12 protein-coding genes are annotated in these 13580 nt (G+C 70.9%); 4 read left to right on the top strand and 8 right to left on the bottom strand.

Going from position 1 to position 13580, the window contains the following annotated elements:
- Nucleotides 1–15 precede the first annotated feature (15 nt).
- Nucleotides 16–633, top strand: a complete 618-nt coding sequence (locus ACIBF5_RS08960) for a hypothetical protein (protein ID WP_396809629.1) — start codon at nt 16–18, stop codon at nt 631–633.
- A gap of 18 nt (nt 634–651) precedes the next feature.
- Here ACIBF5_RS08960 and ACIBF5_RS08965 read toward each other — a convergent pair whose 3' ends face one another.
- Nucleotides 652–1176 carry a hypothetical protein gene (locus tag ACIBF5_RS08965; protein ID WP_396809631.1) on the bottom strand — a complete coding sequence of 175 codons (525 nt, stop codon included), beginning with the start codon at nt 1174–1176 and terminating at the stop codon, nt 652–654.
- Nucleotides 1177–1436: 260 nt separating this feature from the next.
- On the opposite strand from ACIBF5_RS08965, the gene ACIBF5_RS08970 reads away from it, so the two are divergent.
- The gene (locus ACIBF5_RS08970; protein ID WP_396809633.1) at nt 1437–4085 is read left to right on the top strand and encodes an FtsK/SpoIIIE domain-containing protein; all 2649 of its coding nucleotides are present in this window, start codon (nt 1437–1439) and stop codon (nt 4083–4085) included.
- Nucleotides 4082–4537, top strand: a complete 456-nt coding sequence (locus ACIBF5_RS08975) for a hypothetical protein (RefSeq protein WP_396809635.1) — start codon at nt 4082–4084, stop codon at nt 4535–4537. Before ACIBF5_RS08970 ends, ACIBF5_RS08975 begins: the two co-directional genes overlap by 4 nt.
- Nucleotides 4538–4555: 18 nt before the next feature.
- Here ACIBF5_RS08975 and folE read toward each other — a convergent pair whose 3' ends face one another.
- The 4 genes from folE to ACIBF5_RS08995 form a co-directional block, all read right to left on the bottom strand.
- Nucleotides 4556–5224 carry a GTP cyclohydrolase I FolE gene (folE, locus tag ACIBF5_RS08980; protein ID WP_396809949.1) on the bottom strand — a complete coding sequence of 223 codons (669 nt, stop codon included), beginning with the start codon at nt 5222–5224 and terminating at the stop codon, nt 4556–4558.
- A gap of 29 nt (nt 5225–5253) precedes the next feature.
- Nucleotides 5254–7278 carry an ATP-dependent zinc metalloprotease FtsH gene (gene ftsH, locus ACIBF5_RS08985; RefSeq protein ID WP_396809637.1) on the bottom strand — a complete coding sequence of 675 codons (2025 nt, stop codon included), beginning with the start codon at nt 7276–7278 and terminating at the stop codon, nt 5254–5256.
- A 482-nt stretch (nt 7279–7760) separates the two neighbouring features.
- Entirely contained in the window at nt 7761–8336 is a 576-nt protein-coding gene (hpt, locus tag ACIBF5_RS08990) for a hypoxanthine phosphoribosyltransferase (RefSeq protein WP_396809639.1), read from the bottom strand.
- Between the two features lie 98 nt (nt 8337–8434).
- The gene (locus ACIBF5_RS08995) at nt 8435–8569 is read right to left on the bottom strand and encodes a hypothetical protein (RefSeq protein WP_396809641.1); all 135 of its coding nucleotides are present in this window, start codon (nt 8567–8569) and stop codon (nt 8435–8437) included.
- A 150-nt stretch (nt 8570–8719) separates the two neighbouring features.
- Between ACIBF5_RS08995 and ACIBF5_RS09000 the strand changes: the two genes are divergently transcribed.
- Nucleotides 8720–9673 carry a GlxA family transcriptional regulator gene (locus tag ACIBF5_RS09000; RefSeq protein WP_396809643.1) on the top strand — a complete coding sequence of 318 codons (954 nt, stop codon included), beginning with the start codon at nt 8720–8722 and terminating at the stop codon, nt 9671–9673.
- 87 nt (nt 9674–9760) lie between these two features.
- Here the strand turns inward: ACIBF5_RS09000 and ACIBF5_RS09005 are convergent, their stop codons facing one another.
- Genes ACIBF5_RS09005 through ACIBF5_RS09015 form a run of 3 tightly spaced genes read right to left on the bottom strand, consistent with a single transcriptional unit; the run spans nt 9761 to nt 13550 of the window.
- A complete protein-coding gene (locus ACIBF5_RS09005) occupies nt 9761–11413 on the bottom strand; it encodes a gamma-glutamyltransferase family protein (RefSeq protein ID WP_396809645.1) in 1653 nt (550 codons plus the stop codon).
- A gap of 9 nt (nt 11414–11422) precedes the next feature.
- Complete coding sequence (gene tilS / locus ACIBF5_RS09010) at nt 11423–12469, bottom strand: tRNA lysidine(34) synthetase TilS (protein WP_396809647.1); 1047 nt, start codon at nt 12467–12469, stop codon at nt 11423–11425.
- A 10-nt stretch (nt 12470–12479) separates the two neighbouring features.
- Nucleotides 12480–13550, bottom strand: a complete 1071-nt coding sequence (locus tag ACIBF5_RS09015) for a zinc-dependent metalloprotease (protein WP_396809648.1) — start codon at nt 13548–13550, stop codon at nt 12480–12482.
- Nucleotides 13551–13580 lie beyond the last annotated feature (30 nt).

Raw genomic sequence — 13580 nt, forward strand, 5'->3', positions numbered from 1 at the left:
CGGGAAACCTCGGCCGTGACCGGCGACCCTCTCCCCGATCCGTTCGCCGGGCAACCGGACTGGGCGCCCCGGCCCCCTCGGCCGGTCGTGCTCACCACCAGCGGGGAACAACTCGATCTGCGCGGTCGCCGGGTCCTGGTCGGTCTGCCCGGGCTGGGATGGCGGGCCGACCTGCGTTCGGATGAGCGGGTGGTCCAGGGCAGCCGCACCTACGTGCCGGTGATGCCCGAACAGGAGTGGTACCGGGCCGAAGCGGAGCAGGTCGAGGTCTTCGCGCCGCTGGTACCGGCGGACCGGGTCTGGGTGGAGACCCTCGGGGAGCCAGCCGGGCCGGATCTGAGCCTACGTCTCCCTTCCGGCGACGTGCTCTCCCGGCTCGTCTCACTCGACCGGCCCGCGCACCGGGCCCCGCTCCCCGTTGTCGATGCGGACTCGGTCTCCGGGCGTCGGGTGGTGCACGTGGTGGACAGCGTCGAACGCCGTGACCTGCGGGCCGTCACCGAGGTCTACACCAGCACGGACGGTGACATCTGCGTGAGGGTGACCCCGGAACTCGACTGGTACCGCTGGGGGTGGAGCGGGCAGCCGCCGGCCACACTGGAGATTCCGGTCCATCTGCTCTGGATCGAGTAACCGTCCGGTCGGCGATCGTTACGTGACCTGGGAGGCTTCGCAGACCCGCCAGGCTCCGTCCCGTTGGGTGACAAACCGCCAGGACTGCCGACCACTCTGCGTGATCTCGTTCATTCGAGTGGAGATGACGAGGTCGACCAGGACCTCGGCCCTGTCACCCTCCTCGCGTACGTCCAATTTGCCCCACTTAACACGGAAGATGGTGTCGAACCGCTTCTCGCGCTCCACCAGGTCGGCCCGCAACGTGGCCAACTCGGCCAGCTTGGAGGTGTCCGCACACGCCAGCGGCTTGGCCCGGACGTCGTTCCGGTCGGCCATGTACGCCTGGAGGTAGTTGTTCACCGTGATGTCAGGCGCGCTCTGGTCCGGGCTGGTGTAACGGTCGTACGCGACGTACGCGACGGCGGCACCGGCGACACCCAGCACGGCGAGCAGCCCGGCGACCATCGCCAGGACCGTACGCAACCGGCGACGCTTCGGGGCGGGTGGAATCGCGACCGGATCAGGGCTCTCCTGTCCCGACCTGGTGCGCTGGGCCGGCACCCACGACACCTGGGAACCCGCGGGGGGCTGCACTGATTCCACACCCCCGAGGCTATCGGTTGCCGGGTCCCGACCCAATGGGCGAGAAGCACAGCTTGATAACTCAATGGCAGCAAAGTGTGACGATATGCAGTTGATGCGACATGAGCACCCTCCGGGTACGGCTGTGCGTCCACGATGATCGGATCCGGCTGGGATAACGTTTCGGGCAGAAGAGGTGCCCGACCCGGGTGACCCGCCACGAGTGAGAGGTGGAGGGGGTGACCCAAGTGAAGACGCGGACCAGTCAAGCCGCGGCGCTGCACCGCCAGGCAGCAGCCACCGCTGTGGCCGCCGCCACCACCTTGGACGCGACCCAACCGGCCCCGGCCGACCAGCGGGAGCAGCACGAACTCGCGGAACGGCTGCGGGCCGCAGCGGCGGCACTGGTGCCCGGCTGGCTCGGCGCACCGCTGGGCGCCCAGGCGGCGGACGCTCCTCTGGGAGGCCCCGAGCTTCCCGGCTTCGTCCGGGTCGGCACCGCGCAACCGCTCGACGACGCCCGGTTCCCGGCAGTCGTACCGCTGCTTGGCACCGGCCACCTCACCATCGACGCGGACACCCGCGACCCCCGCGTGTCCGGCCTGGTCCGCGCGGTCCTGCTCCGGCTGCTGGGCGCCGCGCCTGCCGGCTCGCTGCTGGTACGGGCGGTGGACGCGGCCACCGCAGGCCGACTCTTCGCGCCGTTCGCGCCGCTGGCCGACGCCGGCCTCATGCCACCGCCGGCAACCGACCGGGCCGGTCTCCGGGCCATCCTGACCGAGGCCGAGCAGTGGGTACGCCCCGCTCGCCCGCACTCCGACCGGGGCCGCCGCCACGAGCGCACCCTGCTCCTGGTGATCGCCTCGCTGCCCGAGCTGACCGAGGCGGCGGACCTGGCCCGCATCGGCGCACTGGCCCAGCACGGACCCGCAGCCGGGCTGCACCTGGTCGTCGCGGGCTGGCCCCCGCCACCACTGACCGCGGAGACCACCCAACCACCCCTGGCCGACAGCACGATGATCGCGTTGCGCAATCCGTACGCGCTGGTCGGTGACCCGCCCGGCGCCTCGTTCGGCAGCCCGGGCGAACATCTCCCCTCCACCGGGCTCAACTCCCCGGTCTTCCTCGACGAGGACCCACCGGCTCAGCTCTTCCAACGCGTCTGCCAGGAGCTGGCCGCGCGGGTCAACGCGAACTCACGCCCACATCTGGCCGACCTGCTGCCCGAGGAGGCGGACGGCCTCTGGACGGCGGATCCGGCCGAAGGGCTGGTTACCACGGTCGGCCGGGACGGGGAGATCCCGGTGACGCTGCGGTTCAACGAACTCACCCCGCACTGGCTGGTCAGCGGGCGGTACGGCGCGGGTAAGTCCGCGTTCCTGGTGAACGTGATCTACGGCCTGTGCGCCCACTACTCTCCCGGCGATCTGATGCTCTACCTGCTCGACTTCGCCGAAGGGTCGTCGTTCGAGGAGGTCGTACCGGCGGGTCACGATCCGTCGTGGCTGCCGCACGCACGGGTGGTCGGGATGGAGTGCGACCCGGAGTACGGGCTGGCCGTACTCGACGAACTCGACGCGGAGGTGACCCGGCGGGCGGCCCTGGCCGAGTCCGCCGGCGTGACCCGGTTCGCGGACCTGCGCGCCCGGCACCGGATGCCCCGGATCCTCTGTGTGCTGGACAGTTTCCGGTTCCTGCTCGACGCCGAGGACGATGCTGACCCACGGGCCCGCCGCCGACTCGAATCACTGGCCCGACGCAGCCGCCCGTACGGCGTACACCTGGTCCTGGTGAACCGGGCCGTCTCCGACCCGGCGCCGGGGTACGGCCAGCGGGACTCGGTCTACGCCCAGTTCCCGGTGCGGGTGGCGCTGCCCGGCGGCGGTGAGGTGCTGGAGCCGACCAACGACGCGGCGGCCGGGTTGCCGATGGGAAATGCGGTGATCAACACGGCGGGCGGGCTGGGCGGCCCACGCGGCGCCACCCGGGGACACGAGCGCCTGGTCCAGTTCCCCGACCCGCAGGCGGACCCCGGTGCGCTGGACGCGTTGCGACAGCGTCTCTGGCGTGCACGGGGGGCGGATGCCGTACCGCCGACGATCTTCGCCGGGTACGCGGAGCAGCGGCTGACCGAAGATCCCGGTTACCGGGCGGCGGCTCTGGGTCTGAGCGCCGGACCAGCCGCCCTGGTCGGCCGAGTGCTCGCACCGGCGCTGGACACCGCCGCGATCTCCTTCGACAAGTCGAGCGCACGGCACCTGGTGGTCCTCGGGCCGACGGGGGCCGACGTACTTGAGGTGGCGGCGCGCAGCCTGGCCGCGCACCTTCCGAGCGGTGCCGGCCGGTTCGTGGTCGCGTCGCTCGCGCCGGGGACGGTTGGTCCGGCAAGCCGACTCGCGGCCGACCTCACCGAGCGACACGAGGTGCTGATGGTCGACGCCACCGGGCTGAATCAGGTCCTCGACCAGGAAGAGCCGGGCTACCTGGTGCTCTTCGGTCTGGACGGGCTCGCACCGGCGGCTCTGCCCACCGACCGCCTCGCCGTGCTGCTGCGCGATGGGCCGAACCGCGGCGTGCACCTGCTCGCCTGGGCGGAGCGGCCCGGTCGCTTCGCTGAGGTTCTCGGCGTCGAACCGGCCGCCGCACCGGCTCCCGCGGACGGTATCGACCCCAGCGGGGAGGGTGCGACCAGGCCGGACGGCGACGGGACCACCGGTGCTCTGGTCAGCGACCTGGTCGTCCTGGGGCTTCCGGAAGCCGAACTGGCCGGACTGCTCGGCCGGCCAGCGGTCGTACGGCCGCGCCGTGGTCGGGCACTCTGGCATGACCGGTGGTCCGACCGGCTCACCACGATCGTCCCGTTCGTTCTTCCGGAGGTGCTCCGGTGAGCGCCTGGGAGGAATACCTCGCCGCCGCGCAGCGACTCGACGCGGTTCGCCGGGGGGCGGCGACCGCGGCCGGCGAGCAGGCTGAGGCGGTGCAGGACGCACGGGAGGAACTGACCGCCGTACGAGCCCGGTTGGTGCCGCAGCAGGCGCGTCTTCGTGCGCTGGGCGTACCGGAACCGGAACTCGTACCGGCCCCGGCCGAGGTGGCCGCCGCCGGTCAGGCGATGGCGGCTGGTCCAGCGGCGGTCCTGGCCGGGTTGCGTCAGGCGCGGGGCACGGCGGACGTTGCGGACGTCATGGTGACCGCGACCCGGCTACCGGCCGTGGCGAGCGGGGCGGACCGCCGGCACCGGACCTGGGTGCACGGACTGGTGGTGTACGGCCCGTTCGCCCTCGCGGTGCTGGTGCTGCTGAGCTGTCTGGGCATCGGCGCGTTCGCGTTGTTCGGCTAGGTGCCACTGTGGCGGCAGCTAGGAGTGCATGATCAGCGCCATCGCCTCGGCGCGGGATCTCGAGTCCTCCTGGAGCGATCCGCGTACCGCTGAGGTGATCGTCTTGGCGCCGGACTTCTGGATGCCCCGCATCGCCATGCACATGTGTTCGCACTCAAGTACGACGACCACACCGCGTGGTTGTAGCTTCTCGGTGAGCAGGTCGGCGATCTGACTGGTCAACCGCTCCTGGACCTGTGGTCGCCGGGCGTAGACCTCAACCAGGCGCGCCAGCTTGGAGAGGCCGGTGATCCGCCCGTTCGCACCCGGGATGTACCCGATGTGGGCCATTCCCCGGAACGGGAGCAGGTGATGCTCACAGAGGCTCATCACGTCGATGTCGCGAACCAGCACGAGCTCGCTGTGGTTGGCCTCGAAGGTGGTGCCGAGCACCTGGGCGGGATCGACCCGCAGGCCGGCGAAGAGTTCCGCGTACGCCCGCGCGACCCGGGCCGGTGTCTTCACCAGCCCGTCCCGATCGGGGTCCTCGCCGACCGCGATGAGGATCTCGCGTACCGCCTTCTCGATCCGCAGCAGGTCGACGGCGTCCTCCACCGGGCTGCCGGTGAGCTTGCCGTCGACCAGTCGGGCGGCGAGGTAGTCCAGCGTGTCGTCGTTGTCGGGCTCGGTGGACGAGGTGTCCTGCACCTCGTCCACCGGGCCGACGATGTCGCTGCTCAGTGCGGGCCGTCCGAGTTGGGCGCGGGCGGCGTGGCACCGCCGCCGACGGTCGCCTCGGCGCCGTCCGCCTCGGCCTGCGCCTTGAGCTTGTCCTTCTCCGCCGGGGTGAGCACCGGGGGCTCGGTCGAGGGCTGCCGCTTGCCGAACCCGTTGTACGGGGCGAGCGGCGGGCGCTTGACCACCCGGGCGCAGATCCGGGCCATGTCGGCGGTGGAGAGGGTTTCCTTCTCCATCAGCTCGAGCACGATGTTGTCGAGCACGTCGCGGTACTCGACCAGGATCTCCCAGGCCTCGTCGTGGGCGAGTTCGACCAGCGCACGCATCTCGGCGTCGATTTCGGCGGCGACCGAGTCGGAGTAGTCCCGCTCGTGACCCATGTTGCGGCCGAGGAACGGTTCGTCACCGGTGGTGCCGTACTTGATCGCGCCCAGCTTCGAGCTCATGCCGTACTGCGTGATCATCGCGCGGGCCAGTGCGGTGGCCTTCTCGATGTCGTTGCCGGCACCCGTGGTTGGCTCGTGGAAGACGAGTTCCTCGGCCGCCCGACCGCCGAGCGCGTACGCCAGCGTGTCGACCATCTCGGCCCGGGTCTGGGTGTACTTGTCCTCGGTCGGCAGCACCAGGGTGTGGCCGAGCGAGCGTCCCCGGGACAGGATGGTCACCTTGTGCACCGGCGCCGAGTGCGGCAGCGCCCAGGCGACCAGCGCGTGCCCACCTTCGTGGTACGCGGTGATCTTCTTCTCCTGGTCGCTCATCACCCGGGTACGCCGCTGCGGGCCCGCGATCACGCGGTCGATCGACTCCTCAAGCGACTCGTTGGAGATCGCCCGCTTGTTGCCACGGGCGGTCAGCAGTGCCGACTCGTTGATCACGTTCGCCAGGTCGGCACCGGTGAAGCCCGGGGTGCGGCGAGCCACCGCGTCGAGGTCGACGTCGGGCGAGAACGGCTTGCCCTTGGCGTGCACCCGCAGGATTGCCTTACGGCCCTCCATGTCCGGGGTGTCCACCGCGATCTGCCGGTCGAACCGGCCCGGGCGCAGCAGCGCCGGGTCGAGGATGTCCGGCCGGTTGGTCGCGGCGATCAGGATCACGCCACCCTTGGTGTCGAAGCCGTCCATCTCGACCAGGAGCTGGTTGAGGGTCTGCTCACGCTCGTCGTGGCCACCACCCATGCCAGCGCCCCGGTGCCGGCCGACCGCGTCGATCTCGTCGACGAAGACGATCGCCGGAGCGTTCGACTTCGCCTGCTCGAACAGGTCACGGACCCGACTGGCGCCGACACCGACGAACATCTCGACGAAGTCGGAACCGGAGATCGAGTAGAACGGCACCCCCGCCTCACCGGCGACCGCCCGCGCGAGCAGGGTCTTACCGGTTCCGGGCGGGCCGAAGAGCAGTACGCCCTTGGGGATCTTGGCGCCGAGCGCCTGGTACTTCGCCGGGTTCTGCAGGAAGTCCTTGATCTCGTGCAGTTCCTCGACAGCCTCTTCGGAGCCGGCCACATCGGCGAAGGTGGTCTTCGGGGTGTCCTTGGTGATCACCTTCGCCTTGGACTTGCCGAAGTTGAGCACCCGGGACCCGCCGCCCTGCATCTGCGACATGAACAGCAGCAGCAGGATCACCAGTACGGCGATGGGCAGCAGGTTGACCAGGAGCGTCAGGAAGACGTTGTCGCTGGACACCTTGGTGTCGGCGGGGCCGGTGATCCGGTTCGCCGCCTTGGCCGCCTCGACCTGGTTCCAGACGTCACGGCCGATCTCGGCTGGGAACTGGGCCTGGATCCGATCGGTGGTGGTGTCGCCGAACTTGGTCTTGTTCGCCAGGTCGAGCTGGAGCGTCTGCTCCTTGTCCTGGAAGATCGCCTTCTTGATACTGGCCGTGTGGAGCTGATCAAGGGCGACCGAGGTGTCGACCTTGTGGTAGCTCGGGCCGCCGGTGAAGAACGAGCTGAGCGCGATCGCACCGATGATCACCAGGATGATCCAGACCACCGGGCGGCGGAAGAAACGCGTACGTTCCATACTGTTGTCGAGCGCCTTGGCGCCCGGACCCTCCTGATCGACGTCCTGACCGTCTGGGTTGGCTTGTCGCCGCGCGGAGCGGCGGCCGGGGCCGCCTTGCGGGCCGGCCTCGACCTCGACGCGAATATCTCGCCGGGGTGATTCGACGGTACACCGTGACCGCGAGGAGTGAGCTTGCGAGCCCAGCAGTCGCGATCCGGTGCCGCTCCGTGAGCGCTGGAGGAAACCCTCCGGGGACGCCCTCGGCTCACCCGTCGTGCCAGCGTGACGGCGAACTCGCGCCCGGTTCCCGACCTGTCCGGTCAAACAGGGCGAAAGACCCGGCGCGGAGATACGTCCGCGCCACCACCGCATACCGTAGCCGGTCTTCCTGAGAGCGCGCTGTACGACTGCTCGATATTTCCTCACGCCGATACCGGGCGACAGCTCGGACAGATCGACGGACGGAGTCGTACGGGGGGCGCACAGGGGGCCTCCCGGAGTCAGGACCGGGTGTAGACCTCGGGCTTCAGTACGCCGACGTAGGGCAGTTCGCGGTACCGCTCGCCGAAGTCGAGCCCGTAACCGACCACGAACTCGCTCGGGATGTCGAAGCCGACGTACTTGACCGGAACGTGGACCTTGATCGCATCCGGCTTACGGAAGAGGGCGACCACCTCGACGCTCGCCGCCGAACGGGACTCGAGGTACCGGAGCAGCCAGGAGAGGGTCAGCCCGGAGTCGACGATGTCCTCGACCACCATCACGTGCCGGCCGGCGATGTCGCGGTCCAGGTCCTTCAGGATGCGCACGACGCCCGAGGAGGTGGTCCCCTGGCCGTACGAGGAGACGGCCATGAACTCCAGCTCGGACGGGGGGCCCTGCCGCCCCAGTGCCCGCGCGAAGTCGGCCATGAACATGACCGCGCCCTTCAGGACGCACACCAGCAGCAGCCCGTCCTCGACCGAGGCGTAGTCGGCCGAGACCTGCTTGGCCAGTTCCTCGGTCTTCTCGCGGATCTGCTCCTCAGAAATGATCACGTGATCGATGTCGGCGTCGTACCAGGAGCCGTCAGCCATGCACCTAGCCTGCCGTACGTCGGTGACGGCCTGTCGCCGGGGCGGCCAGATCGTGACGTGACCACCCCGGCGAGGGCCCGGGACTCCGGACAGACCGGTCAGCAGGTACGGGAACGCCACTCGCGACCCCCGTCCCCGGACCGGCGTCCGGTCGATTCGCGGCTGTCGGCGGTCAGGCCGAACGCCGAGGCAAGTGCGAGCAACAACACGAAGAGCAGGATGAAGAGTTCCATGGCGGCGTGGACCTTCCAACGGTTCCTGTGGGTTCGCCGCCGGTGCGCACCGGACGTCCTGTTCAGTTTCCGCCGAGCGCGAACACGCGGACAGTGGCAGGAATGCCATCGAGCCTCGATTTCCTGCCACCGAGGGCATATCCTCCGCACATGCTGAGCAAAGTCGCGGTGATCGCCCTCGACCAGGTGGCGGCCTTCGAACTCGGCGTGCTCTGCGAAGTGTTCGGCACCGACCGGACAGCGGACGGCTTCCCCGGTTATCGCTTCGACGTCTGCACCGTCGACGGCGCCCCGGTACGCAGCCGGTCCGGCTTCCAACTGGTGCCCGAGGCGGATCTCTCCCCCACCGAGGACGCGGACCTGGTCGCCGTACCGGCCCTGTACGACGGCACCCCCGTCCCCGAGCCGGTGCTCGACGCACTGCGCCGGGCCCACCAGCGCGGGGCGTACGTGCTCAGCGTCTGCTCCGGCGCCTTCGTGCTCGGCGAGGCCGGGCTGCTCGACGGGCGCGAGTGCACCACCCACTGGAAGTACGCCGACCAGCTCGCCGCACGGTTCCCCCTGGCCCGGGTCCGTTGCAACGAGCTGTACGTCCAGGACGGCAACCTGCTCACCGGCGCCGGCACCGCCGCTGGCATCGACGCCTGCCTGCACCTGGTCCGCCAGGAACACGGCTCCGCGCTCGCCACCAAACTGGCCCGCCGGATGGTCGTGCCACCGCACCGCGACGGCGGTCAGGCCCAGTTCATCGAGGCACCGATCCCCCGTACGCCGGACGCCCCCACCCTCGAACCAGTGCTCGGCTGGCTCGTCGGCCACCTCGACCAGAGCCTGACCATCGACGACATGGCGGCCCGGTCACACATGGCCCCGCGTACGTTCGCCCGGAGGTTCCGGGCCGAGACCGGCACCACCCCGCATGACTGGCTCACCAACCAGCGGATCCTGCTCGCCCGGCGTCTGCTGGAGGAGACCGAACTCGGCGTCGAGGCGATCGCCAGCCGGGCCGGCTTCGGTGAGGCCGCCACGCTGCGTCACCACTTCACCCGCCGGGTCGGCACCACCCCGCACGCCTACCGCACCCTCTTCCGCGAACGGGTCTGAGCCACAGCAGGCGTTCCGACAAGGCGTCAGGCGTTAGGAAGGGCCCCTTCCTATACGGAAAACGATAAGAAGGGGCCCTTCCTTCGGCTAGTAGACGACGGCGCAGCCGTCGGCGCGGGGGTCTGAGCCGGCGACGTAGCCACCCTCCGGCAGCCGCCAGATCGCCTGGCCGTAGCCGAACGGCGGTGAGTCGTCGTCATCCGCGACCGCGAGCGCGTGGCCGCGCTGGCGCAGCTCACCGATTGCCATCGGTCCCGAACGGGCATTCAGCAGGTCCGGCTCGACCAGCACCGACCGATCGGCGTGCCAGTACCAGCGGGGAGCGTTCAGCGCCGCCTGGGGATCGAGGCCGTCGTCGACCGTGTGCGACACCAACTGCAGGTGCCCCTGCGGTTGCATGTGGCCACCCATCACCCCGAACGGGCCGACCGGTTCGCCGCCCCGAGTCAGGAAACCCGGGATGATGGTGTGGTACGGACGCTTGTTCGGCGCGACCACGTTCGGGTGCGCCGGGTCGAGGCTGAAGCCGGTGCCGCGGTTCTGGAACCCGAAACCGAACCCGGGCAGCACCACGTGCGAGCCGAACGCCAGGTAGTTGGACTGGATCAGGCTCACCATCATCCCGCCCGAGTCGGCGGCACAGAGGTAGACCGTGCCGCCCCGCCCCGGGCTTCCCGGCTCGGGCGTACCGGCCCGGTCGGTGATCAGCTTCCGGCGGGTGGCCGCGTACTCGACGCTGAGGAGCTCCTCGGTGGGTACGGCGACCTTCTCCGGGTCGGCCACGTACGCGTGCGCGTCGGCGAAACCAAGCTTCATCGCCTCGATCTGCCAGTGCAGCCGGTCGGCGAGGGACATCCCGGTCAGGTCCACCCCGTCGAGGATGTTCAGAGCGAGCAGCGCCGCCACACCCTGCCCGTTCGGCGGCAACTCCCACACCTCGTGCCCCCGGTACCCGGCCTTGGTCGGCTGGACCCAGGTCGAGGTGTGCCGGGCGAGGTCGTCGGCGGTGAGCAGCCCACCGGTCCGCGCCGCGTACCCGGCCAGCGCCTCGGCGATCTCACCCCGGTAGAAGGCGTCCGCGTTGGTGGCCGCGATCCGGCGCAGGGTGCGGGCCGCGTCCGGATTGCGCCACCGCTCACCCGGGCGGGGAGCCCGCTTGCCATCCGCCGTGAAGACCTTGGACCACTCGTCGAACTCCGGGCCGGTCAGCTCGGCCTGGGTCTCCACCGATCGGGCCCAACCGGCGGCCACGTTCGGCGAGACCGGGTAGCCGTTCTCGGCGTAGCCGATCGCGTCGGCGAAGAGGTCTGCGAAGGGCAGCACCCCGAACCGGTCGTGCAGGTCCCGCCAGCCCGCCGGGGCGCCGGGCACCGTCACCGGCAGCCAGCCCCGGGCCGGCATCGCCGGACCGGACGCCTGTGCCCCGCCGAGTGCGGTCGCCGGCGTCGCCCCCACGCCGTCGGTGGCGGCGAGCACCGCCTCCCTGGTCAGAGCCGCAGGGGAGCGGCCCGAGGCGTTCAGGCCGTGCAGCCGCTCGCCGTCCCAGACGATGGCGAACAGGTCGCCGCCGATGTCGTTGGAACCCGGTTGGACCACGGTCAGGGCGATCGCGGTGGCAAGCGCGGCATCGACCGCGGTGCCGCCTTTACGGAGTACGGCCAGCCCGGCGGCGGCGGCGAGCGGTTGACTGGTCGCGACCGCGCCGTGCGGCGCGTAGAGGGGTTGACGGGGATGTGCCATGCACCCTGTCTACCCCCTGCCGAGAGTGTCACCGCGCCGGGCCACCGTTATTGCCCCCGGCAGGTGCACCGATCCCTGGCCGTGCCAGTCGGTGACGAGCGCGTCGAGGGCGGTCACGTGGCGGGCGGAGAGCGCGGCGGGCGGGGCACCGAGCTGTCGCGCCCAGCGGTGCAGCACCCGGGAACGCACCGCCGGGGAGAGCCCGGCGAGTACGGCCACCGCCAGCCCGGCACCGGCACCATCGTCCCGGCCGACGGAGGAGTCGACCACCGGCCCGACAGAGGGATCGGCGCCCGGTCCGACCCGGGCGGCGCGTAGCGCGGTCGCGGCCAGGTCGTCCAGTACCTCGGTGTCCTCCGCGATCATCCGAGCGGTGCGGGCGAGGTTCGCCACCACGCCCGGACCGAGCGTGGCAACGAGCGCCGGAAGCAGATCGGACCGGACCCGGGCCCGGGCGTACCCGGGGTCGGTGTTGTGCGGATCCTCCCAGGGGCGCAGCCCCAGCACCGCGCACGCCTCGCGAGTCTGTTCCCGTTCGACGTCGAGCAGCGGGCGCAGCAGCGTCACTCCGTCCAACTCCCGCCGTGCCGGCATCCCGGCCAGACCGTGCGGTCCGGCGCCCCGGGCGAGCGCGAGCAGCACCGTCTCCGCCTGGTCGTCCCGGGTGTGGCCGAGCAGCACCGCCGACGCGTCGTGGCGCCGGGCGCTGTCGACCAGGGCCTGGTAACGCGCCTCGCGCGCGGCGGCCTCCGGTCCACCGGGGCGTCCCCGCACCGTCACGGTAGCCACCTCGACCGGGGAAAACGCCTGATCAGCCGCCCAACGGGCCACGTCCCCGGCCCGGTCCGCCGAGCCGGGCTGCAGTCCGTGGTCGACGGTGACGAGCCCGGCGGCGAGACCGAGCCGGGGGGCGACGAACGCGGTGGCGGCGGCGAGCGCCAGCGAGTCGGCGCCACCGGAGCAGGCGACCAGGACGGGACCTGGTCGGCGTACCCCGGTCAGGGCCGCCCGGACCGCGACCCGGACGGCGGCAACCGATGGGGCGAGCGCGGCCACTCGGCGCGGATCAGCCGGCGGCCGGCGTCGGGCCGGCCTTGCCGTGGACCCGGTTCACCCAGGCGTCGGGATCGGCGAGTTCCTCCAGCCGGGGCAGGGTCAACGGCGAGCTGAAAACCCGGTTGAAGCCCTCCATGCCGACCCGGTCGACCACACCGTGGACGAACTTGCGGCCCTCCGCGTACTGGCGCATCTTGACGTCCACACCGAGCAGCTTGCGGATCGCCTTCTCCAGCGGATTGCCGGACTCGCGGCGGCGGTTGAACTTCGCGCGAATCCGTTCCACGCTCGGGATGACCTCCGGGCCCACCCCGTCCATGACGAACTCCGCATGCCCCTCGAGCAGGGTCATCAGCGCGGTGAGCCGGTCCAGCACGGCACGCTGGCCGGGAGTCTGCACGATGTCGAGCACGCTCGCCCGGCTGTCCGGATTGCGGACCGAGTCGGAGAGCGTCGCCACCCCACGCCGCAGCCGGTCGGTGAAGTGCTCGCCACCGGCCTGGGAGGCGTCGACGAACGCCTGCACCTCGCCGAGGAAGTGTCCACGCATCCACGGCACCGCGGTGAACTGGGTGCGGTGGGTGACCTCGTGCAGGCAGACCCAGAGCCGGAAGTCCCGGGGCTCGGCCTCCAGCTTCCGTTCCACCTCGACGATGTTCGGCGCGACGAGGAGGAGTTGACCGGGGTCGGCGGAGAAGACCTCGTACTGGCCGAGGACCCGGCCGGAGAGATAGGCGAGCACGGTTCCGGCCTGCACACCGGTGAGCCGCGAGCCGATCGCGTCGCTGATCACGCCGGGCTGCTTGTCACCGGAGAGCCGGTTGACCAGCGGCGTGATCACCTCGCGAAGGCCGGCGATGTTGGTGGCCGCCCAGTCCCTGCGATCCACCACCCGCACCGGTGGGTGCGCCACCTGGGACCGCAGCCCGGTGTACGCGACCACGTGCCCCGCCGCCTCGTCAGTCAGCTGCCGCAGGTCGCCCACGACCGCGGTGGCCTCGTCGTACGAGACCCTCGGGCCCGTCTTGCCCAGCGCGCCAGCGGTGGCGGCGGCCAGGTCCCAGTCCACGAACTGCGCCATGGCACCCACCGTACCCGCGCCCGCACACCC

Origin of the sequence: Micromonospora sp. NPDC050417 (assembly GCF_044458865.1) — a bacterium.
Lineage (GTDB): Bacteria > Actinomycetota > Actinomycetes > Mycobacteriales > Micromonosporaceae > Micromonospora_G.

Excerpts from the sequence above, each read along its gene's own strand:
- ftsH (WP_396809637.1), bottom strand. The coding sequence starts at position 7,278 with ATGGAACGTACGCGTTTCTTCCGCCGCCCGGTGGTCTGGATCATCCTG.
- hpt (WP_396809639.1), bottom strand. The coding sequence starts at position 8,336 with ATGGCTGACGGCTCCTGGTACGACGCCGACATCGATCACGTGATCATT.
- ACIBF5_RS08995 (WP_396809641.1), bottom strand. The coding sequence starts at position 8,569 with ATGGAACTCTTCATCCTGCTCTTCGTGTTGTTGCTCGCACTTGCCTCG.
- ACIBF5_RS09000 (WP_396809643.1), top strand. The coding sequence starts at position 8,720 with ATGCTGAGCAAAGTCGCGGTGATCGCCCTCGACCAGGTGGCGGCCTTC.
- ACIBF5_RS09005 (WP_396809645.1), bottom strand. The coding sequence starts at position 11,413 with ATGGCACATCCCCGTCAACCCCTCTACGCGCCGCACGGCGCGGTCGCG.
- ACIBF5_RS09015 (WP_396809648.1), bottom strand. The coding sequence starts at position 13,550 with ATGGCGCAGTTCGTGGACTGGGACCTGGCCGCCGCCACCGCTGGCGCG.